The sequence below is a fragment of the Ruegeria arenilitoris genome, from assembly GCF_013035315.1.
In the GTDB taxonomy this organism is placed as follows: Bacteria; Pseudomonadota; Alphaproteobacteria; order Rhodobacterales; family Rhodobacteraceae; genus Ruegeria; species Ruegeria arenilitoris_D.
In genome coordinates, this window is sequence record NZ_WQHP01000002.1 from 338,688 (window position 1) to 359,384 (window position 20,697).

The 20,697-nt window shown below is 57.8% G+C and carries 16 protein-coding genes and 1 pseudogene; 8 read left to right on the top strand and 9 right to left on the bottom strand.

The window, feature by feature from the left end; genetic code table 11:
* Nucleotides 1–3 precede the first annotated feature (3 nt).
* From GOV53_RS06295 to GOV53_RS06320, 6 genes are read left to right on the top strand one after another with little or no spacing between them, the layout of a single operon-like run.
* The gene (locus GOV53_RS06295; RefSeq protein WP_170464791.1) at nucleotides 4–1,713 is read left to right on the top strand and encodes an IlvD/Edd family dehydratase; all 1,710 of its coding nucleotides are present in this window, start codon (nucleotides 4–6) and stop codon (nucleotides 1,711–1,713) included.
* Nucleotides 1,713–2,480: an SDR family NAD(P)-dependent oxidoreductase gene (locus GOV53_RS06300; protein ID WP_170464792.1), complete on the top strand. Its 768-nt coding sequence runs from the start codon at nucleotides 1,713–1,715 to the stop codon at nucleotides 2,478–2,480. Before GOV53_RS06295 ends, GOV53_RS06300 begins: the two co-directional genes overlap by 1 nt.
* Before the next feature lie 4 nt (nucleotides 2,481–2,484).
* Nucleotides 2,485–3,378: a 2-dehydro-3-deoxygalactonokinase gene (locus GOV53_RS06305; protein ID WP_170464793.1), complete on the top strand. Its 894-nt coding sequence runs from the start codon at nucleotides 2,485–2,487 to the stop codon at nucleotides 3,376–3,378.
* Nucleotides 3,375–3,980: a 2-dehydro-3-deoxy-6-phosphogalactonate aldolase gene (locus GOV53_RS06310; RefSeq protein ID WP_170464794.1), complete on the top strand. Its 606-nt coding sequence runs from the start codon at nucleotides 3,375–3,377 to the stop codon at nucleotides 3,978–3,980. Before GOV53_RS06305 ends, GOV53_RS06310 begins: the two co-directional genes overlap by 4 nt.
* Nucleotides 3,977–4,837: an SMP-30/gluconolactonase/LRE family protein gene (locus tag GOV53_RS06315; RefSeq protein WP_170464795.1), complete on the top strand. Its 861-nt coding sequence runs from the start codon at nucleotides 3,977–3,979 to the stop codon at nucleotides 4,835–4,837. The genes GOV53_RS06310 and GOV53_RS06315 overlap by 4 nt, the downstream gene beginning before the upstream one ends.
* Entirely contained in the window at nucleotides 4,834–6,750 is a 1,917-nt protein-coding gene (locus GOV53_RS06320; protein WP_170464796.1) for a beta-galactosidase, read from the top strand. Before GOV53_RS06315 ends, GOV53_RS06320 begins: the two co-directional genes overlap by 4 nt.
* Nucleotides 6,751–6,786: 36 nt before the next feature.
* Here the strand turns inward: GOV53_RS06320 and GOV53_RS06325 are convergent, their stop codons facing one another.
* From GOV53_RS06325 to GOV53_RS06365, 9 genes are all read right to left on the bottom strand, one after another.
* The gene (locus GOV53_RS06325; protein ID WP_170464797.1) at nucleotides 6,787–8,052 is read right to left on the bottom strand and encodes an ABC transporter permease; all 1,266 of its coding nucleotides are present in this window, start codon (nucleotides 8,050–8,052) and stop codon (nucleotides 6,787–6,789) included.
* On the bottom strand, nucleotides 8,049–8,969 hold the full coding sequence (locus GOV53_RS06330) for an ABC transporter permease (RefSeq protein ID WP_170464798.1): 921 nt from the start codon (nucleotides 8,967–8,969) through the stop codon (nucleotides 8,049–8,051). The genes GOV53_RS06325 and GOV53_RS06330 overlap by 4 nt, the downstream gene beginning before the upstream one ends.
* 13 nt (nucleotides 8,970–8,982) lie before the next feature.
* Entirely contained in the window at nucleotides 8,983–10,095 is a 1,113-nt protein-coding gene (locus GOV53_RS06335) for an ABC transporter ATP-binding protein (RefSeq protein WP_170464799.1), read from the bottom strand.
* A gap of 118 nt (nucleotides 10,096–10,213) precedes the next feature.
* Entirely contained in the window at nucleotides 10,214–11,338 is a 1,125-nt protein-coding gene (locus GOV53_RS06340; RefSeq protein WP_170423598.1) for an extracellular solute-binding protein, read from the bottom strand.
* 532 nt (nucleotides 11,339–11,870) lie between these two features.
* A complete protein-coding gene (locus GOV53_RS06345; RefSeq protein WP_170464800.1) occupies nucleotides 11,871–12,953 on the bottom strand; it encodes an ABC transporter ATP-binding protein in 1,083 nt (360 codons plus the stop codon).
* A gap of 3 nt (nucleotides 12,954–12,956) precedes the next feature.
* Nucleotides 12,957–14,612, bottom strand: coding sequence for an alpha-glucosidase (locus GOV53_RS06350; RefSeq protein WP_170464801.1), 1,656 nt, complete (start codon nucleotides 14,610–14,612; stop codon nucleotides 12,957–12,959).
* A gap of 9 nt (nucleotides 14,613–14,621) precedes the next feature.
* Complete coding sequence (locus GOV53_RS06355; RefSeq protein WP_170464802.1) at nucleotides 14,622–15,770, bottom strand: carbohydrate ABC transporter permease; 1,149 nt, start codon at nucleotides 15,768–15,770, stop codon at nucleotides 14,622–14,624.
* A gap of 4 nt (nucleotides 15,771–15,774) precedes the next feature.
* Entirely contained in the window at nucleotides 15,775–16,782 is a 1,008-nt protein-coding gene (locus tag GOV53_RS06360) for a carbohydrate ABC transporter permease (protein ID WP_170423608.1), read from the bottom strand.
* 67 nt (nucleotides 16,783–16,849) lie between these two features.
* Nucleotides 16,850–18,118 carry an ABC transporter substrate-binding protein gene (locus tag GOV53_RS06365; protein WP_170464803.1) on the bottom strand — a complete coding sequence of 423 codons (1,269 nt, stop codon included), beginning with the start codon at nucleotides 18,116–18,118 and terminating at the stop codon, nucleotides 16,850–16,852.
* A 219-nt stretch (nucleotides 18,119–18,337) separates the two neighbouring features.
* Here GOV53_RS06365 and GOV53_RS06370 point away from each other — a divergent pair, with 219 nt between their 5' ends.
* Complete coding sequence (locus tag GOV53_RS06370) at nucleotides 18,338–19,369, top strand: LacI family DNA-binding transcriptional regulator (protein ID WP_170464804.1); 1,032 nt, start codon at nucleotides 18,338–18,340, stop codon at nucleotides 19,367–19,369.
* 3 nt (nucleotides 19,370–19,372) lie between these two features.
* A pseudogene (locus GOV53_RS21260) lies at nucleotides 19,373–20,674 on the top strand (GH1 family beta-glucosidase); the annotation flags it as partial.
* Nucleotides 20,675–20,697: the final 23 nt, after the last annotated feature.

Here is a 20,697-nt window from a genome sequence, read left to right on the forward strand (position 1 = left end):
ACAATGACAAAAAAACGCCGCTCACAGCATTGGTACGGAAAGCTCGACAAGGATGGCTTCATTCACCGGTCGTGGATGAAGAACCAGGGCTTTCCAGATCACGCATTTGATGGTCGCCCGATAATTGGCATCTGCAATACGTGGTCAGAACTGACGCCCTGCAACTCGGGCCTGCGTGATTTGGCCGAAGGCGTGAAACGTGGTGTCTGGGAGGCTGGCGGTTTTCCCGTCGAGTTCCCGGTCATGTCGCTGGGCGAAACGCAGATGAAGCCAACCGCCATGCTGTTCCGCAACCTGCTGGCCATGGATGTCGAAGAGTCCATTCGCGCTTATGGCATCGACGGCGTTGTGTTGTTGGGCGGCTGCGACAAGACTACGCCCGGACAGTTGATGGGCGCGGCCTCGGTTGATCTGCCGTCGATCGTGGTCAGCTCTGGCCCGATGCTGAACGGAAAATACCAAGGCAAGGACATCGGCTCGGGGACGGATGTCTGGAAATTCTCTGAAGCCGTGCGCGCCGGAGAAATGACACTGAAGGACTTTATGAACGCGGAATCCGGCATGTCGCGCAGCGCTGGTGTCTGCATGACCATGGGTACGGCCTCAACCATGGCGTCTCTGGTCGAGGCGATGGGCATGAGCTTACCGACAAACGCGGCCCTTCCGGCAGTCGACGCCCGCCGCATGGCGCTGGCGCATCTGACAGGCAAGCGGATCGTCGAGATGGTGGATGAAGACCTCAAGCCCTCGGACATTTTGACCAAGGAAGCGTTCGAAAACGCCATTCTGGCCAATGCAGCGGTGGGCGGCTCGACCAACGCGGTGGTGCACCTGTTGGCGCTTGCGGGCCGTGTCGGCGTTGATCTGACGCTCAAGGATTTCGAAATCGGATCGGAAATCCCTCTCTTGGTCAACTGTATGCCATCAGGCAAATACCTGATGGAGGATTTCTGCTACGCCGGTGGCGTTCCGGTTGTTCTCAGCGAACTCAAACCATTCCTGCGACCGGCAAAGACCGTTTTGAACAAGGATATCTCGGCTCACTACGAGGGCGCAGAGTGTTTCAACACTGACATCATCCGCCCCTTTGACGACCCGGTAAAACCTGCCGCAGGCCTGCGGGTTCTGCGCGGCAATCTCGCCCCGAATGGCGCAATCGTAAAACCTTCGGCAGCGACGGATGCACTGTTGGAGACCGAAGCCGAGGCATACGTTTTCGAAAGTATCGAAGACCTCAAGGCCAATATCGACCGGGATGATCTGCCAGTCACGCCCGAGACCATTCTGGTCCTCAAGGGCTGCGGGCCCAAGGGCTATCCGGGCATGCCCGAGGTTGGCAACATGCCGATCCCGGCCAAGCTGGTGAAAGAAGGCGTGCGCGACATGATCCGTATCTCGGACGCCCGCATGTCCGGCACCGCTTTTGGCACCGTCATCCTGCATGTCAGCCCAGAAGCGCAGGCCGGAGGTCCGCTGGCGCTGGTCAAGACCGGAGACCGCATCCGCGTTTCGGCCAGCAACGGCGAACTGAAATTGCTGGTTGATGCACAAGAACTGGACGCCCGCCGCGCTGCATGGCAACCGGATGAGCCACACTACACACGCGGTTACGCGAAACTTTATATCGACCACGTTCTGCAAGCGGATCAGGGCGCGGACCTTGACTTCCTTGTGGGCAAAGACACCCGCCTTGTGACCAGAGAGAGCCACTGATGGATCAACCAGCCACATTTCATGACCTGAACGGCGCATCGGTCTATATCACGGGCGGAGGCTCGGGCGTTGGGGCAGCACTGACCGATGGGTTCCTGGCCCAAGGCGCGAATGTCGCTTTTATCGGCCGGTCGGACGCCAGCGGTTTCGTCGAGGAAATGCGCGACAAACACGGCCGGGCACCCCTGTTCATGCAAGGCGATATGACAGATACCGAGCTGCTTCATGCAACCATGCAAAAGGCCGCCGAGGCCCATGGTCCACTGAACGTTCTGATTAACAATGCCGCCAATGACAAACGCCATTCGTTGGAAGAAACCACCAGTGAATTCTGGGATTGGATGATCGAGGTCAACCTGAAGGCCTACTATTTTGCCTGTCAGGAGGCTGCACGCCAGATGGCCAACAAAGGCGGGTCGATCGTCAATTTCAGTTCGATCAGCTACATGATGGGCAACGCGGGTTATCCGATTTACACCACCTCAAATGCTGGTATCACCGGCATGACACGCTCGCTGGCACGCGAGTTGGGGCCGCAAAATATCCGAGTGAATGCACTGGCCCCTGGCTGGGTTCTGACGCAAAAACAGCTGGATATGTGGGCCACCCCCGAGGATTTGGCAGCACATCTAGGTCGCCAGTGTCTGAAAGAACACCTGACGCCTGAAGATATGATCGCACCGACCCTCTTCCTTGCCTCGGAAGCCAGCCGCGCGATGACCGGCCAGTGTATGGCGGTGGACGGCGGCGTTGTAGTAACGGGATAAGACCATGACTACAGAATGGATTGCTGTTGACTGGGGGACATCTCATCTGCGGGTTTGGGCCATGCAAGGCGACAATGTGCTAGACCAGGCACAGTCTGATCGCGGAATGGCGCGCCTCAGCAAAGAGGCCTTCCAGCCGGCGTTATTGGACCTGATCGATGGCTGGCTGGGTGCCGAGCCCGTCGACGTCCTTGCCTGCGGTATGGTCGGCGCGCGGCAAGGATGGGTCGAGGCCCCTTACGCGGCCGTTCCCTCGGCCCCTCTGCCGGATGCGCCCATCCGCGTACCGGGCACCGATCCCCGGATCCGTGCATTTGTCGCTCCTGGGCTCAAGCAGAACGCACCGCCAGACGTCATGCGTGGAGAAGAAACTCAGATCGCTGGTTTTCTGGCCACTCGCCCAAATTGGGACGGCGTGATTTGCCTGCCCGGAACCCATTCGAAATGGGTGCAAGTCAGCGCCGGAGAGGTCGTCAGCTTTCGCACCTTCATGACCGGTGAGTTGTTCGAGCTGCTCAGCGGGCAATCCGTGCTAAAGCATTCCGTCGCAGAGGGATGGGATGAAGACGCCTTCGCCGGCGCGGTCGCGGATGCCCTTTCGAAACCCGAACAACTGGCCGCGCGCCTGTTTGGACTGCGGGCGGCCGATTTGCTGCATGAACAGGACAAAGGCACAGCGCGGGCAAAGCTGTCGGGCATGCTGATCGGGGCCGAACTGGCAGCAACGCGCCCGTATTGGCTGGGTCAGCAACTGGCGATTATCGGCGCTGAAGAGATTTCCCAAATCTATGCGGGTGCTCTGCAATTGCAGGGCGCGCTCGTAGACACCGCAAATGCCACTCAATGTACACTGGCGGGTCTTTCTCAGGCCCGTAAACTCACGAGGCAAACCGTATGAGCCGCCCAATCATTGCAATCCTGCGTGGCCTGGATCCGTCAAATGCTGTTGATGTGGGCCAGGCCCTGATCGCGGCCGGTATCGACAAGATTGAGGTGCCTCTGAACTCTCCCGACCCGCTGATCAGCATCGAAGCCTTGGCCAAGACCTACGGCGATCAAGCGCTGATCGGCGCTGGAACTGTACTGACGCCAGATCAGGTTGAGGCCGTACAAGGTGTTGGTGGCAAGCTGATCGTATCGCCGAACTGCGATATTGAGGTCATTGCCCGAACGGTCGCATTGGGAATGGAAAGCTGGCCCGGGGTTTACACCCCGACGGAAGCGTTTGCCGCGCTCAGGGCGGGTTCCACAGGGTTGAAACTGTTCCCCGGTGTTATGGCCGGACCATCCGGGCTTGCTGCATTGCGCCCGGTTTTGCCCAAGGGCACGCTGGTCTATGCGGTTGGCGGTGCGGGCCCCGAGAACTTTGGCGAGTGGATCAAGGCTGGGGCTGACGGATTTGGCATCGGGTCGGCCTTGTTCAAACCGGGTATGTCCGTTGATGAAATTGGCGACAGGGCCAAGCGGATCGTCGCAGCCTATGACGAGGCTGCTGGATGAGCTTTGTCTTTGACGACCGGCCGTGCGAGCTTGGCGAAGGCCCCTTATGGCATCCCGAGCGGCAACAGTTGTTCTGGTTCGACATTGTCAACAAACGACTGATGACACAGGCATCCGGGGAACAGCAAAGTTGGCAGTTTTCCGAACATGTGTCTGCCGCAGGTTGGGTGGATCAGGGCACTCTGCTGATCGCTTCGGAAACTGGGCTGTGGCGGTTCGACTTAGCGAGCGGTGACAAACACCGGATTGCCCCGCTTGAGGCCGACAACCCGGTCACCCGATCCAACGATGGACGCGCCGATCCATGGGGCGGTTTTTGGATCGGAACAATGGGCAAGAATAGCGAGCCGGGTGCAGGCGCGATCTATCGATACTGGCAGGGTGAACTGCGCCAGCTTGTACCGAATATCACAATCTCTAACGCGATCTGTTTCGCACCCGACCGGTCCTGCGCGTATTTCACCGATACGGTTACCAAACTTGTCATGCGATGGTCGTTGGATCCTGAAACCGGTTGGCCCGAAGGCGAAAGTTCGGTTTTTCTGGACCTGCGCGATGATGACCTCAACCCCGATGGAGCTGTGGTGGACGCCGAAGGCAACATCTGGATCGCCCAGTGGGGCGCCAACAGGGTGGCGGCTTATGATCCGCAAGCGCAGTTCCTGAAAGCGGTCACTTTTGAGGCCGCGCACGCGTCTTGCCCAGCCTTTGGTGGTAGCAATCTGACAACCCTGTTTTGCACCACGGCCCGCGAAGGGCTGGATACAGCAAGCATCGAAACACAACCGACCAACGGCATGACCTTTGCCGCCCGCGACGTGGGTAAAGGCCAACCAGAACACAGAGTCATTTTATGAAACCAGAACTTGGCGTCTGCTATTACCCGGAACATTGGCCCGAAGGCATGTGGGCCGAGGACGCGGCCCGTATGGTCGAAACCGGGCTAACCTGGGTTCGGATCGGGGAATTCGCCTGGAGCCGCATGGAACCTACGCCCGGTGAGTTGCGTTTTGACTGGCTGGACCGCGCAATCGATACGCTCGGCGCTGCTGGCCTAAAGGTCGTGTTAGGAACGCCAACAGCGACGCCGCCCCGTTGGATGCTTGCGAAGTATCCGGACATGATGGCAGTGGACGAACAGGGCAACCCCCGGAAGTTTGGCTCTCGCAGGCACTACTGCTTCAGCCACCAGAGCTACGTTCAGGAGTCGGTTCGCATCGCCCGGATCATGGGCGAGCGCTATGGTCAGAACCCGCATATCGCGGCGTGGCAGATCGACAATGAATACGGCTGCCACGATACCACAGTCAGCTACAGCCCGGCTGCCTTGCAGGCCTTTCAGCTATGGCTCAAAGAACAATACGACAGCATTGACGCGCTGAACGAGGCGTGGGGCAACATTTTTTGGTCGATGGAGTATGGGGATTTCGATCAGATCGATTTGCCCAACCTGACCGTTACCGAACCTAGCCCGGCCCATGTGTTGGCTTTCCGACGGTTCAGCTCGGATCAGGTTGCGGCTTACAACAAGGCTCAGGTCGATGTGCTGCGGGGTCTGACAGATGCGCCGCTGCTGCATAACTACATGGGGCGCGTATTGGATTTCGACCATTTCAAAGTCGGTGAGGATCTGGATATCGCCACATGGGACAGCTATCCGATCGGCTTCCTGTCCGACCGGCTTGAGGCGGACGAGGCGCACAAAACCGCCTTTCTGCAGCAGGGTGACCCGGATATGCAGGCCTTTCACCACGACCTCTACCGCGCTGTTGGCCGTGGTCGTTGGTGGGTGATGGAGCAACAGCCCGGTCCGGTGAACTGGGCTCCGTATAATCCTGCTCCCCTGCCCGGCATGGTTCGTTTGTGGTCCCTTGAGGCCGTGGCGCATGGGGCAGAGGTTGTCAGCTACTTCCGCTGGCGGCAGGCCCCGTTCGCGCAAGAGCAAATGCATGCCGGTCTGTTGACGCCCAATAATCGCCCAGCCCCGGCGCTGGCCGAGGCAAGGCAGACCGCTGATGCGTTGTCTGGCCTTGGGGACGTGGTTCAGAAGAATGCGGAAGTGGCCATCCTGTTCGACTATGCCTCTGACTGGGCTTGGGCGACGCAGCCACAAGGGGCCGGGTTCGACTATTTCCGATTGGTCTTCTCGGCCTACCGCGCGCTGCGGCGGGCGGGTTTGTCTGTGGACTTTGTTTCTCCGACTGACATTCCGACCGCAGGCTACAAAATCATCCTCGCGCCGGGATTGGCCACGATGGGCGGTGATTTGGAGAGAGACCTGACGCAAGGCTGTGATCTGGCGATCGTCGGACCCCGCAGCGGGGCGATCACGCATGACTTCCAGATTCCACACGCGCGCCCCGGTTTGAGTGGAATGGATTGCGATGTCGAGCTGGTGGAGTCCCTTCCACCCCAGGTCCACCGCAATGTTGAGGGCGGCGGCGCCGCGCAGCATTGGGTCGACCGGGTCTCTGGGACGTCCCCGTGTCTGATGCGTTTTGCGGACGGTAACCCTGCGCTTTTAGGTGCTAACGGTCTCTGGTACCTGGCTGGATTCCCCGATGAGCTGTTGTGGGATCGAGTGATTGATATGGCTGCGCGCGAAACGGGCGTGCGCCTGCATACTATGCCCAACGGCTTGCGTCGCCGTGAAACGGCAACGCATGAGTTCCTGATCAATTACAACGCCCAACCGGTCGCTTGGAACGGTCAGGTCGTGGATGCATGCGGCATCGTTGTCCTAAAAAAAGAAACGCCCGAAGAGGGGTAACCTCTTCGGGCGCGTCCGTTTGGTAATCGTTCGAACCTACTGATCAGTTTGTAGACTATTGGGGTCAAAGGCCCCACCGAACCCGCCGTTGTTGGACGGCGGAGTTTCGGGTCCGGAGCTTTCTTCTTCGGTGTCACCGCCCAGAGTATTCGGCGCGAACACGTTACCAAAACCGCTGTTGTTCGACGGCTTCGGCGCAGATTGCTGATCACCACCCTGTTCGGCCTCTTCAGCCTCACGCTTTTTGCGCTGTTCTTCGCGCTGCTTTCGCAGCTCCTGAATGCGCTGTTCGGCCTCTAGGCGTTTCTGCTCTTTGACGTTGGCGATGCACTGGCCCGGGTTATAGGCGGTTGCGGTGCCAACCACGGTTATCGTGGCCACCGCGAACACGACCAGCAGAACCGCTGCCATGTTTCCGGCAAAGAAGCTGGGCAGTTTGATCTTTCCAGCCAGTTCTTCAACGGTTGCCTGCTTACGCGCTGCAGCAACCAGTTCCTGGCGCTTCAGCTTTGCCTCGTTCAAAAGGGCAAAGAACACGGTCAGCGCCACGATGATAAAGGCCAAGGCCGAGATCGATGGCGTGATGCCGTACCGCACCTTTTGTGCCAGCTCGATTGTCAGCGTCGGGTATTCGCCAAAGGTGAAGGTGGTGGTGTTGTAGTTCTCGAACGAAGCTAGGAATGCCAGCACCGCCGCCGACGCAATCGCCGGACGCATAAAGGGCAGCAGTATCTTGCGGAAGGCCTGCGCGTGGGTTGCACCGAGGTCCAGTGCTGCTTCGGTCAGTGCGACGTCATAGCGCTGTAGCCGTGCCACCAGAACCAACATGCAGTAGCTGGCGATAAAGGTGGATTGGCCAATCACCGTTAGGAAAATCCCGTTCGACAGAACGCTATCCGCGCCCAGCCCCAGCATCCGGTTGATCCGATCCCAGAACACCAGTGTCGAGATACCCAAAACAACGCCTGGGATCAGGATCGGCGCGATGATGATCGTGTAATAGGTTGCCCGCAGCTTCGGCCATATCTGCGTCAGCATCAACGCACCTGCCAGACCCATCGCCACCGACAGAACAACCGTCCCGGCACCGATTATCAGCGAGTTCTTGATACCGTTCAGGATACGCTGGTCCTGAAACAGCTCACCAAACCACTGAAAGGTCAGGCATTCCCACGGCGTCATCCTCGGGAAAGCCGAAGAGTTGAACGCCGTGACCGACATGATCACCAGCGGGCCCAGCAGGTACAGGAAGAAGATGACCAGATAGACCCAGATGCTTATGCGGAGGAAGGAATTATTCATTTCCCGATATCCCCCATGTTCACTTTGAACAGGCGCATCATTGCCAACACGAACAGGATACAGGTAACAAGAAGCACGATGGCGTAGGCGGCACCTTGCGGCCAGTCATTGTTGTCGTTGAATTGCTGATAGATCAACTGCGTGAACCACAGACTCGACGGCCCGCCCAGAATCTGCGGCGCAGCCAGCGCGCCGGCGCTTAGCATAAACACCATCGTACAGCCCGAGCTGATGCCCGGTTTGGCATAGGGAATGACCACCCGCCAGTGAATCCTCCACCACGGCGCACCAAGGTCGCGAGCAGCTTCGATCTGGTTTCCGTCCAGACTTTCGATCACGTTATACATCGGGAAAATCATCAGCAGGATGTAGGCATACCCAAGACCGGCATAGAGCGCGATGTCATTGCGGATGAAATCAAACGGCGTGTCCCAAATCCCCAGACCGACGAACAGCGTATTCAGCACACCAGTCTCACCAAAGATGATCCGCAGGGCAAAGGCACGCAGGATCTCGTTGATCCAGTAGGGAATGATCAGCATGATCGCGAAGATACGAATGTGGCTACCCTTGGACTGGCCGAGGTAATAGGCAATCGGATAGCACAGGATCAGGTTGAAGATCGTCACACAGACCGCTGCCAGAAGGGTGCGGAAAAAGACCCTCAAATCAACCGCGTTGTAGTCTTGGCTGCCGCCTTCGGGGCCGTAGATCAGGTACTTGTAGTTTTCCAGCGTATAGACGTCCTTAGGTCCGCCAATCTCTGGCGGCGGCAGGTTCGGACGGAAGGAAAAGTCCAGCATCGACAGCTGCGGCAGGATGATCAGGCCAATGGTCCAGAACAGGACCAGACCCAGGATCGCCAACCCCATGCCAAAACCGTTGCGATTGAAGAAGTCTTTCAGAAATTGGGGCATCTGTTCTTACCCCTTATTCTGCCGCCAGTTCACCCGCCGGAACCAGAACCGCATTGCGGGTCTCGTATTCCAGCGTGATGTTCTGCCCGGTGTGATCTTCGAAGGACTGGCCCAGGTTTGGCAGCGAGACTTTGATCTCTTTTCCGCCTTCGCATTCGGTGAAGATGTTAAAGACGTTGCCTTCGAACTCTTCATGCGTCACCCGTGCGGTGACGAAGTGATCGCCGGCGGTTCCGTCAGGGGCAATTGTGAATGCTTCGGGACGAACGAACATCATCGCGTCATCCCCCTCTTTAAGCTTGCCCTGATTGGCAGTCGAGATCCGCGCCACCAGATCACCCGAGCGATTTGTGGCGATCATCGCTTCATTGCCCATGACCTGTTTGATCTTGCCGCGGAAGACGTTGTTTTCCCCAACGAACGAGGCCGCAAAGGCTGTGTTGGGATCATTGTAGATGGTCTTACCATCGGCAATCTGGTCAATCACTCCGGCTCGCATCACAGCGATGTTGTCCGACATGGTCAACGCCTCGCCCTGATCGTGGGTGATGTAGATGAAGGTGATCCCGACGCGCTGCTGGATTTCACGCAGTTCTGTACGCATATGCTGGCGCAGTTTCAAATCCAGCGCCGAGAGCGGTTCGTCCAACAGCAGCACATCCGGTTCGGCACACAGTGCACGCGCGATTGCAACCCGCTGACGCTGCCCCCCGGACAGTTCACTGGGCAGCTTGTCCCCCTGCCCCGGCAGAGCAATCATGTCCAGAAGTTCATCCGCGCGTTTGCGGCGTTGCGACGCGCTAGCGCCTTTGATTTCCATTGAAAAGGTGATGTTCTCCCAGACTTTCATCAGCGGGAAAAGAGCGAGGTTCTGGAAGATCAGGGCCGTCGGGCGTTTGTTCGGGCCGATACCGCGCATGTCGTTGCCGCCGATCAGAACTTTGCCCTCGCTGGGGTCCAGGAAGCCCGACACCGCGCGCAGGATCGTTGTCTTGCCGCAGCCCGACGGGCCAAGAAACGAAAAGAAATCGCCCCCGTTGATGTTCACGTTGGCGTCCCGCACGGCAACAAAGTCTCCGAAACGGATCCACAGGTTTTCAAGATCTACACCGACCCCTGCACTCATTTTTGGTATCTCCGTCTGGTGCGAGTCCCCTTCGCACCGAAATAGGTTCCGTCACGCCGAAAGGGCGCGCGGGTTCGCTGCCCCCCGCACAGGGGCGGAGGACAGTTTTTCATGGCGATCAGGCGCTTTTGAACTTGTTGACAAACTCGGTCCGGGTTTCGGCGTACCACGGAGCCTCGGCCGGCCATGGGTTAAGGTTCGCCAGCGAGTCGCCCGGATAGGCCTCGGCGAAGTTCTTCTTGTAGGTGTCGCCCGAATACTGGTCGGCACCCAGAACGGGCGAGTTGTAGCCGTGGCTGTCGATCGCCACACCAGCCGGTTTCGCCTGATAAGCAAAGTCGATAAAGGCATAGATCTGATCGATATTGGCCGCACCCGTGGGCATCGCAATACCATCGACCCAGGCCATCGCTCCTTCGATCGGCGCCTGGTAGTGGACCGGCTCACCCGCCGATTTCAGCGCAAGCGGCGGACCATCCCACGTCTGACCGACAACAACGCCTTCGTTCAGCAGGCCGTTCTTTTGGGTGTCGGCGTCGTTCCAGATCAGCTTGATCCGGTTTTTGCGCTCGATGCACCAATCGGTGATCTGACCCCAAACCTTACGCATGGTTTCTTCGTCGCCGTATGCGGCCCAGACAGAACCCGGCTCCATCTCGCCTGCGCGCTCCATGTAGAGGCCAGCGCCCAGCATCATCGAATGCGCGCGACCCATGGTCTTTCCAGCGTTCTCTTCCGACCAGACGTCGCCATAAGACGGCGCGTCGCCCTCGGGCAGCCACAGGTCGGTGCGATAGGCAATTCCTTCGGTGCCCCAGATGTGCGGCAGCCAGTGAACGCCACTGTCACCGAAGTTCCACGCATCAGTACCGATTTGCGCCATTGCAGGGTTCACCAGATCAATCGGAACCTTGTTCATGTCGAAAGGCTGCAGCAGCTCCAGCGGCTCCCACTGCAACGAGCGGTTGTTGGTCGGCGAGACAATGTCAAAGCCCTGGCCTTTGGTGGCCTTCATCTTGTTGATGATTTCTTCGTTCGACCCGATGCCGGTGTAGTTCACCTTGATTCCGGTCAGAGTTTCAAACTCTTGCAGGAATGTGGGCGGCAGATAGTCCGACCACATCAGAATGTTGATTTCCCCCGACGAGGCCAGCGCGCTTTTGCTATACAGCGGTGCCGCCAAAGCGGCCGCGCCCGCGCCTTTCAGGACCGAGCGTCTGGAAAGGTTTTTCCGTTCAGCCATAGTAGGATCTCCCGTTATTGGACTGTGTTGTTTTTGTTATGCGTGTCACGCTAGAGCTTTGCGAGGGCGTTGTCAGGCCAAAAGTGACAGTTTCCATTTTTAGTAAGTCCAGATCGTGATTTTTGTTAGTCCGCAAGCGAACTGAAGTTCGCAAATCATTGGCGTCTTTGACCCCAAATCGGATGCAGACGTTCCTGCAATATCCCCGGATCACGCGCTTGCCGAACCAGACAGCCAAGCCAGGCACTACATTAAACAAGGAAAAACGCTTCGTTCTGCCGCGAACGCCAAAGTCACCAGCAAAGGCACCAATCAAAGACGTGACCTTTGCAGCGCTGCAGCGAATTTTAGGCGGGATCAAAGCGCCTAGGCCCCTATTTTTGAACACTGCCGTTCTGAAAAAAATTCGGGTATCTGACCAAAAAACAAGCGCTTAAGGGCTAAATTGCTCACGCTGCTTACAAACTGCGAAAAGGCCCCGCGGCGGCAGAACCTTGATTCGAAGTCTGATGTTGAATGGCCGACAAGCAAATCACTTACGCATGGAAATCCCACCGTGAAACAGGTGAACCTTGTCCGGGTCCGCCGAAACAGAAACGGTTTTACCCCGCATATCCCGTTGCACGCCGGGAAGCTTGGCGATGGTGGGGTCTTCCCCCTCCTTGGCCGCGAAATACAGCAGCGTGACCTCACCCAAGGCTTCGGTAAAATCCACGACACCCTGTAAAATCGGATCGTTGTCCACCGGCAGAAAATCTTCGGGCCGGACGCCAATGTTGACCTGTTTTCCTTCGTCAGAAGCATCGGTCGGAACGCTGGAAACCGCCGTTCCGCCGCCGTCCAGTTTGATCACGGTGCGCTCGCCTGTCTGCGTGATGACACCCGGCAACAGGTTCATTGAGGGTGAGCCAATAAACTGCGCCACAAATTCATTATCAGGTGTTTCATACAGTTCGAGCGGGGTGCCGACCTGCGCGATCCCCTTGTTGGCCAGCACGACGATCCGGCTGGCAAGGGTCATCGCCTCGACCTGGTCATGGGTAACGTAGATCATCGTACTGTCCGGCATCGCCTCTTTTAGACGGGCGATTTCGATCCGTGTGGCAACGCGTAGTGCCGCATCCAGGTTCGAAAGCGGTTCGTCGAATAAATAGACCTTTGGGTCGCGCACAATGGCCCGGCCAATCGCGACACGTTGTCGTTGGCCACCAGACAGGGCTTTTGGCAGACGGTCCAGAAACGGTTCAAGCTGCAGGATACGCGCGGCGCGTTCGACAGCTGCGTCAACCTCGGCGGTTGGCATCTTGGCAATTTTCAACGCGAAAGCCATGTTCTCGCGCACGGTCATGTGCGGGTACAAAGCATAGCTCTGAAACACCATGGCGATGCCACGCTGCGCTGGGGGCACATCGTTCATCACCTGTCCTTCAATCTCGAGCGTTCCACCCGAGATCTTTTCAAGACCCGCAATCATGCGCAGCAATGTCGACTTACCACAGCCTGAAGGCCCGACAAAAACGATCAGCTCGCCGCGTTCGATGTCCAGATTGATATTCTTCAGGACGTCGACGCTGCCATAGGTCTTGGCCACATCCGTGAGGTTGAGTTCCGACATGGCTTACTCCTTCTCGCGCATCATCAGGCAGAACTGGGCAGGGTCGAGAGACGTTTTTCCCGCCCCTGCGACACCGCCCAATTCCTCCCCGATATGCTTCCAATTGCCGTCGGGCAGAGTGACCTCTGCACTTTCCGAACCCAGGTTGAAGGCGCAAAAGACTTGCTGGGCGCTGTCTTCGCGCAAGAAGCTCAGGATGGGCCCCGATTGATCCATGTCGATCTGTTGACCGGACATCAGCGCAGAATTCGCGTGGCGCAAAGCGATGGCACGGCGATAGTGGTGCAGCATCGAATTCGGCTCTCGCTCTAGCCGGTCAACCGCGCTTGCGGCCTGCTCTTGGCTGACAGGCAGCCATGGAGCCCCTGTGGTAAAGCCCGACTGTTCATCCTGCGCCGCCCACACCATCGGAGTGCGGCAACCGTCCCGACCCTTGAATTCTGGCCAGAACTCGATGCCATAGGGATCCTGCAAGTCTTCAAACGCAACATCAGCTTCGGGCAGGCCCAGTTCTTCGCCCTGATACATACAGGCCGAGCCGCGCAGGCACATCATCAGAACCGCGTGCTGGCGAACAGCCGCATCGCTCAGTTCCCACCGGGAGGCATGGCGCTGCACGTCGTGGTTCGAAAACGCCCAGCACGGCCACGCATCACCTGCCTTCTGCTCGAGTTGATCGAACACCTGTTTGGCATAAGCGGCTGTCAGAGAACGTTTTTCCAGGAACTCAAACGCATAGCACATGTGCATGCGCTTGTCGCCGCTTGTGTATTCGCCCATGATCTCAAGCCCGCGCTGCGCGTCGCCGACCTCACCCAGGCAGGCCCGGCCTTCATACTCGTCGGTCAGGGCGCGCAGACGCTCGAGGAAAGCGATGTTTTCAGGTTGGCTTTTGGAATAGAGGTGATCCTGATGGTTGTACGGGTTTACCATGGGCGCAATTGAGGCATTACGCTGCTCCAGTGGCAGGCCCGGATTGTCGCGCAATTGTTTGTCGTGGAAGTAGAAATTGATCGTATCCAAACGGAACCCATCAACCCCCAGATCCAACCAGAACCGCGCGACGTCCAACAACGCGTTCTGCACGTCCGGACAGTGGAAGTTCAGGTCAGGCTGCGAGGTCAGGAAGTTGTGCAGGTAATACTGCAAACGCCGAGAATCCCACTGCCATGCGGACCCGCCGAAGATCGAAAGCCAGTTGTTTGGCGGCGTGCCATCGGGCTTGGGGTCAGCCCAGACATACCAGTCGGATTTATCGTTTTCACGGCTCGATCGGCTTTCCTTGAACCACGGATGCTGGTCCGACGTGTGTGACAGGACAAGATCGATCATGATCTTAAGATCACGCGCATGCGCCTGGTCCAAAAGCTCTTTGAAATCCGCCATTGTCCCGAACATCGGATCGACATCGCGATAGTCGCTGACGTCATAGCCAAAGTCCTTCATCGGGGACTTAAAGAAGGGAGATATCCAGATCGCATCAACGCCGAGTGAGGCAATGTAATCCAGCCGCTGGGTGATCCCTTTCAGGTCGCCAATCCCATCGCCGTTGCTATCCTGAAAGCTACGCGGATAGATCTGATAGATCACGCCGCCCCGCCACCAGTCGGCGGATGCTTTGGTTGCGTTTTCGAGTTCTACGGTGTTCTGCACGTTCATCAGACGCCTCTATTTGACGGACCCGGCCAAAAGGCCGCGGACCAGATATTTCTGCATTGCGAAGAAGACAGCCAACGGCACAGCGATCGAGACGAACGCTGCGGTGGCCAGAATTTCCCAGTTGCCGCCACGCGTGCCCAAAAGCTCGACGATGCGGTTGGTCATAACGGTGGTTTGACCTGATGCGTCGATCAGGAAGACTTTGGCCACCAGAAGATCGTTCCATGTCCACAGAAACTGGAAGATCGCAAACGAGGCCAGCGCCGGGAAGCTGAGCGGCAGGATCAGTTTGGTGAAGATCTGGAACTCGGTCGCCCCGTCGACCCGCGCGTTTTCGATAAGGTCGCGCGGTAGGCCGGCCATGTAGTTGCGTAGCAGGTATATGGCCAGAGGCATCCCAAAGCCTGTATGTGCCATCCAGACGCCAAGGTATCCTTTGCCGATCCCAATATTCAGATGGAATTTCAGCAATGGTATCAGGGCAAGCTGCAAGGGAACCACCAGCAGTCCAACAACCGCGGCAATTAACAGTGCCCGTCCTGGGAAATCCATCCAGGCCAGAGCATAAGCCGCAAAGGCCGCCACGAGGATCGGGATAATCGTCGCCGGTATTGTCACGGTCAGTGTATTGAAGAACGCCCGCCCCATACTGTCAGTGCTGTCCTCGGCCAGCAGAACCTTGTGGTAGTTGGCTAGGGTGAATTCGGGCGGCAATTCTGCGGTCACAAAGACACGCGCGCCCCGACTGCCGGTAAACTCTTCTGGGTTCTCCATCCGATAGTTGCCGTCAGCATCGACGGTGATCGTACCGCCCCGACGCAACTCGGCTGTCTCGCCGGGTACAAAAGCGTCTACCGCGCGCGAACTTACACCCCATTTCGAGATTTTCGCCGTAGGTTCGCCCTCGAACAGGTTGCCCTCGATGACATAAAGCCCGTTTTCCAGCACCTGCGTTTCTGGCGCTGCACTGCGCAATGTCAGGTTCTGTTCCGAAGGGAACAGGGATCTCCACCAACCGCTGGTCGCGATCTGGTCTGCGGTACGGAAGGATGAGATCAGCAAGCCAAGTGTCGGTACGACCCAAAGGACGACCAGAAAGATGACCGAGGCATGGACGACCCATCTGAGGGCCGGCTTGGTTCCTGCAATATCGCTCATGGCCCTACTCCATCTCTTTCCGTGCGTTGCGCACGTTCCAGACAAGGATCGGTGCAACCAGCAACATGATCACCATGGCCGAGGCCGAGCCAACGCCCCAGTCATTCGCCCGAAACAGCTTGTCGTACATGTAATTGGCCAGAACCTGCGTCTCCCACTGGCCGTTGGTCATGGCAAAGACGATGTCAAAGACCTTGAGCACAGTGATGGTGATCGTGGTCCAAACAACCAGAATCGTTGTCTTGATCTGGGGCACCTTGATCTTGAAGAAGATCTGGAACGGGTTCGCACCGTCCAGAATGGCAGCCTCAATCGTCTCTTCAGGGATACCGCGCAGCGCAGCCGACAGAATGACCATGGCAAAACCGGTCTGAATCCAGATCAGAACGACCATCAGGAAGAAACTGTTCCAGAACGGGATCGTCAGCCATGTCTGCGGTTCGGTCCCGCCAAAAAACAGGTAGAGCGCATTGAGCATGCCGATTTGATCCTGCTCTGCCGGACGCGTGTCATAGACCAGCTTCCAGATAACCGAGGCACCCACGAACGAGATTGCCATCGGCATAAAGATCAAGGACTTGGCGATATTGCCCCAGCGTATACGGTCGGTCAGTTGCGCAACCAGCAGACCGAACGCTGTAGACATTGCAGGTACAACGATCAGCCAGAACATGTTGTTTCGCATCGCTTCCCAGAACTTGGGCTCGTTTGCCATCTGGATGTAGTTTTCCAATCCAACCCACTCATAGCCACCGCCTGGAACTCGATCTGTCAGCGAAAGGCGCAGTGTTTCAACCACTGGATAGGCCAGATACAGCCCCAAGGCGGCCAGCGCCGGGAACAGGAACAGCCACGGCCGGATCATGTTGGCCCGGTTGATGTTGCGGCCAGCATTCGGCCCGCGGGGCGGGAACAGAACTTTGTCCAGAAACTGATTGGATAGGTAGAAATAGCCCACACAACCTGACACGCCGATGGCGATGGTCAGCAGGCCCTGAAATGCCGGATGCATGCCGCTCTCCCTTGCGACGGAAGGTTCGGGCAACCCGACAGCGCAGGTTGCCCAGTCTCAGACGCCTTTAGTCCAGCGCATCCCACGAGGACTGAATTTCGTCGGCGACTTCTTGCGCGGATGCTCCGCCCGCATAGTCGACCATTCCAGTCCAGAAGGTGCCCGCACCGACGCCGCCCGGCATCAGGTCAGACCCGTCAAACCGGAAGGTGGTGGCCCCCAGAAGAATATCGTTCATCTTCTTCAACGTTGGGTCTGAGAAAACCGAAGTATCGACGCCCTTATGCGGGGTCAGGAAACCGGTCAGCGCCATCCATGTCTCATGCGCTTCGGGTGTTTGCAGATACTCGATCAATGCATGTGCGCCAGGGCTGTCATTGGTGATCGCCCAAACGGTACCGGCACCAAGAACCGGGCTGCCGAGATCTTTGCTTTCATATGCCGGGAAATAGAAGAAGTCGGCGTCCTCACCTACAACCGTGCCTTCCGGGAAGAACGCCGGAATGAAAGACGCCTGACGGTGCATGTAGCACTGCGGAGGCGAGCTGAACATGCCCTTCGGACTGTCGCGGAAGTCCGTGGTTGCTACCGCGCCGGCACCACCTGCAACGTAGTCGTCGTTGCGCGCGAATGCACCGAATTCTTCAATCGCCTCAATGACCTTGGGATCGTTGAACTTCAACTCGTTGGCGACCCAAGCGTCGTAATCCTCGGGCGACTGTGTGCGCAGCATCATGTCCTCGACCCAGTCGGTCGCAGGCCAGCCGGTCGCGCCGCCGGAACCCAGACCGATGCACCACGGCGTTTCGCCATCAGCGACGATCTGGTCGGTCAGCGCCTTCAGCTCTTCCATCGTGGTCGGTACTTCGTACCCGGCATCCTCAAAATTCTCCGGCACGAACCAGACAAGGGATTTCACATCAACTTTGTAGAACAAGCCGTACAGATGGTCCTGACCGTCCGGGCCTGCATAGGTGCCGAGATCAACCCAAGACTGTCCCGCAGCATAGTTGTCACGAATCCAGTCCGCAGTTCCATCACTCAAAGGCGTTAGGAAACCCGCCTTTGCCATGTCGGCAGCCAGTCCGGGCTGAGGAAACACAGCGACACTCGGCGCAGACCCAGCCTCGGCGTCGATCCTGATCTGCTGTTCGAAGCTGTCCGAGCCGACATAGGCGTATTCGTGCCCGGTTGCAGCCGCAAAGCCATCCAGCACCTTTTCGACGTTTTCCTGATCCGGTCCAAGCCACGGACCAAACACGGTGACCTTGTCGGCATGCGCCGCGCCCGCCATCAGGGCGAACGTGGCCGCACCTGCGTAAAGCGAGTGTTTCATGAAGTTTCCTCCCAAAGTTTCTAGGCGCTTTCAAGACTCATTTTCAAAGCGCTTTGGATGGCATGCTTTATCCGCTAACATTCAATTTATGTCAATAATCTGTTTACGGATCGCCCTAAACTTAATATTCAAAACACGATCTGCGTCGCATGAGGCTAGCCACCTAAGCCACACGCAACGCACCCGACCAGCAGAATTTGAAGGCGCTTTGAAGAGAATATGAACCTTAAGCAGCTCTCAGAAATCCTTGGGCTTTCCCAAACGACGGTCAGCCGCGCGCTGAACGGCTATCCCGAGGTGAACGAGGATACGCGCGTACGGGTTCAGGCGGCCGCTGCCAAACATGGCTACCGGCCAAACAGTCGCGCCAAAGGGTTGGCCACGGGTCGATCGATGGTGATCGGACATGTGATTCCAAGCTCATCCCGGCATGAGATGGTGAACCCCATTTTTGGTGACTTTGTTGCCGGTGCCGCTCGGAAATACGCGGATCACGGCTATGATCTGATGTTCACGAATGCCGACGACACCTCGATCGAAGATGCTTATCGCAGCCTGTTCCAGCGCGGTGCGGTCGACGGCGTTGTTCTGCAGGGCCCCAAGGTCAACGAGCACCGGATTGAGGTCCTTAACCGGATGGGCGTACCCTTCATCGTCCACGGCAGATCGACCGGCGTCGAGGTGCCCTATGACTGGATCGACGTGAACAACAAACGTTCTTTTCTGCGCGCCACCCGGTTCCTGGTCGACCTTGGGCACCGCCGCATCGCTCTGATCAACGGGCTTGAGGATATGGACTTTGCCCAACGTCGCCGCGCCGGGTACCTTGAGGCATTGCGCGAGGCAGGCCTGACTCCGGACTCCGATCTGATGCGCAGCGCCGAAATGACCGAGGTGTACGGCCACCACGAGACGCGCGATATGTTGCAGCTGGATGATCCGCCGACGGCCATTTTGACCTCGTCCATGATTTCCGCCATCGGCGTTCGGCGCGCCCTGAACGAGGCGGGCTTGAAGATGGGCAAAGACGTATCAGTCATCGCCCATGATGATGACCTGTCCTATCTAAAAAACGGTCAGGATGTACCGATCTTTACGGCGACCCGTTCCTCGGTGCGCCGGGCCGGAGAAATGGCTGCTGAGATGCTGATCGAACGCATCAAATCCCCGAACGACCCGGTTAAAACTAGATTGCTGGAGGCCGAGCTGGTAGTTGGCGGCTCGACCGGCCCCGTTCCCAACAGGCACTGAGAAATGAAATACACACGCTCTGACTTCCCCAAAGACTTCCTCTTTGGCGTCGCAACCTCGGCTTATCAGATCGAAGGACACGCCCAGGGTGGCGCGGGGCAGACCCATTGGGACAGCTTCGCCGCCTCTCCCGGTAACGTTGTGCGAAATGAAAACGGAGATCTGGCCTGTGATCATCTGAATCGTTTTCCGCAGGATTTCGATCTGGTGCGCGATGCTGGGTTCGATTGCTACCGTTTCTCGACCAGTTGGGCACGCGTCCTGCCCGAAGGGCGCGGCCCGGTGAACCAAGAAGGGCTGGACTACTATGACCGCCTTGCCGACGCGCTTTTGGAACGAGGCGTTCGCCCCTGCGCGACCCTGTATCATTGGGAACTGCCCTCGGCGCTGGCCGATCTAGGCGGTTGGCGGAACAGGGACATCGCAAGCTGGTTTGCCGATTTCACCGAAGTTATCATGGGCCGGATCGGTGACCGCATGTTCAGCGTCGCACCGATCAATGAACCTTGGTGCGTGAGCTGGCTGAGCCATTTTGACGGCCATCATGCGCCCGGCATGCGCGATATCCGCGCTGCGGCCCGCGCCATGCACCACGTCCTGCTGGCCCATGGTCGGGCGATTGAGGCGATGCGCGGGCTGGGGATGTCAAATCTGGGCGCAGTATTCAATCTGGAATGGGCCGAACCCGCGGATGACAGCGCCGCCGCGCGCAAGGCCGCAGATCTTTATGATGGAATCTACAACCGGTTTTTCCTTGGGGGCGTCTTCAACAAATCCTATCCGCAAAACGTTCTGGATGGGCTTGAACCTTACCTGCCCTCTGGCTGGCAAGATGACTTCGACACGATCGGCACGCCGGTCGATTGGTGCGGCCTGAATTACTACACCCGCAAGCTGATTGCCCCCGAAGACACCGCCTGGCCAAGCCTGAAAGAAGTGCCAGGCCCGCTGCCAAAAACCCAGATGGGATGGGAGATCGAGCCGAGCGCGCTGACTCGCTTCCTGACCCGCGCCAAACAGGACTATACCGGCGACCTGCCGATTTACGTTACCGAAAACGGCATGGCCAGCCCCGAGCGCCAACAGGATGACGAGCGCATCGAATACCTCAATCAGCACCTTACAGCGGTGCAGGATGCGTTGGATCAGGATGTTCCGGTCAAGGGTTACTTCATCTGGTCCCTGCTGGATAACTACGAGTGGTCTTTCGGCTATGAAAAGCGGTTCGGTCTGGTGGACGTGGATTTCGACACTTTGGAACGCAGGCCCAAAGCGTCGTACAACGCGTTGAAGTCTGCATTGTCGGGAGGATCCGTTTCACTGCCGAT

What these genes read in the sequence shown, in the direction of transcription:
- GOV53_RS06330 (WP_170464798.1), bottom strand. Translation starts at nt 8,969, where the DNA reads ATGCCCCAATTTCTGAAAGACTTCTTCAATCGCAACGGTTTTGGCATG.
- GOV53_RS06360 (WP_170423608.1), bottom strand. Translation starts at nt 16,782, where the DNA reads ATGCATCCGGCATTTCAGGGCCTGCTGACCATCGCCATCGGCGTGTCA.
- GOV53_RS06315 (WP_170464795.1), top strand. Translation starts at nt 3,977, where the DNA reads ATGAGCTTTGTCTTTGACGACCGGCCGTGCGAGCTTGGCGAAGGCCCC.
- GOV53_RS06370 (WP_170464804.1), top strand. Translation starts at nt 18,338, where the DNA reads ATGAACCTTAAGCAGCTCTCAGAAATCCTTGGGCTTTCCCAAACGACG.
- GOV53_RS06310 (WP_170464794.1), top strand. Translation starts at nt 3,375, where the DNA reads ATGAGCCGCCCAATCATTGCAATCCTGCGTGGCCTGGATCCGTCAAAT.
- GOV53_RS06365 (WP_170464803.1), bottom strand. Translation starts at nt 18,118, where the DNA reads ATGAAACACTCGCTTTACGCAGGTGCGGCCACGTTCGCCCTGATGGCG.
- GOV53_RS06325 (WP_170464797.1), bottom strand. Translation starts at nt 8,052, where the DNA reads ATGAATAATTCCTTCCTCCGCATAAGCATCTGGGTCTATCTGGTCATC.
- GOV53_RS06320 (WP_170464796.1), top strand. Translation starts at nt 4,834, where the DNA reads ATGAAACCAGAACTTGGCGTCTGCTATTACCCGGAACATTGGCCCGAA.
- GOV53_RS06345 (WP_170464800.1), bottom strand. Translation starts at nt 12,953, where the DNA reads ATGTCGGAACTCAACCTCACGGATGTGGCCAAGACCTATGGCAGCGTC.
- GOV53_RS06295 (WP_170464791.1), top strand. Translation starts at nt 4, where the DNA reads ATGACAAAAAAACGCCGCTCACAGCATTGGTACGGAAAGCTCGACAAG.
- GOV53_RS06335 (WP_170464799.1), bottom strand. Translation starts at nt 10,095, where the DNA reads ATGAGTGCAGGGGTCGGTGTAGATCTTGAAAACCTGTGGATCCGTTTC.
- GOV53_RS06350 (WP_170464801.1), bottom strand. Translation starts at nt 14,612, where the DNA reads ATGAACGTGCAGAACACCGTAGAACTCGAAAACGCAACCAAAGCATCC.
- GOV53_RS06340 (WP_170423598.1), bottom strand. Translation starts at nt 11,338, where the DNA reads ATGGCTGAACGGAAAAACCTTTCCAGACGCTCGGTCCTGAAAGGCGCG.
- GOV53_RS06300 (WP_170464792.1), top strand. Translation starts at nt 1,713, where the DNA reads ATGGATCAACCAGCCACATTTCATGACCTGAACGGCGCATCGGTCTAT.
- GOV53_RS06355 (WP_170464802.1), bottom strand. Translation starts at nt 15,770, where the DNA reads ATGAGCGATATTGCAGGAACCAAGCCGGCCCTCAGATGGGTCGTCCAT.
- GOV53_RS06305 (WP_170464793.1), top strand. Translation starts at nt 2,485, where the DNA reads ATGACTACAGAATGGATTGCTGTTGACTGGGGGACATCTCATCTGCGG.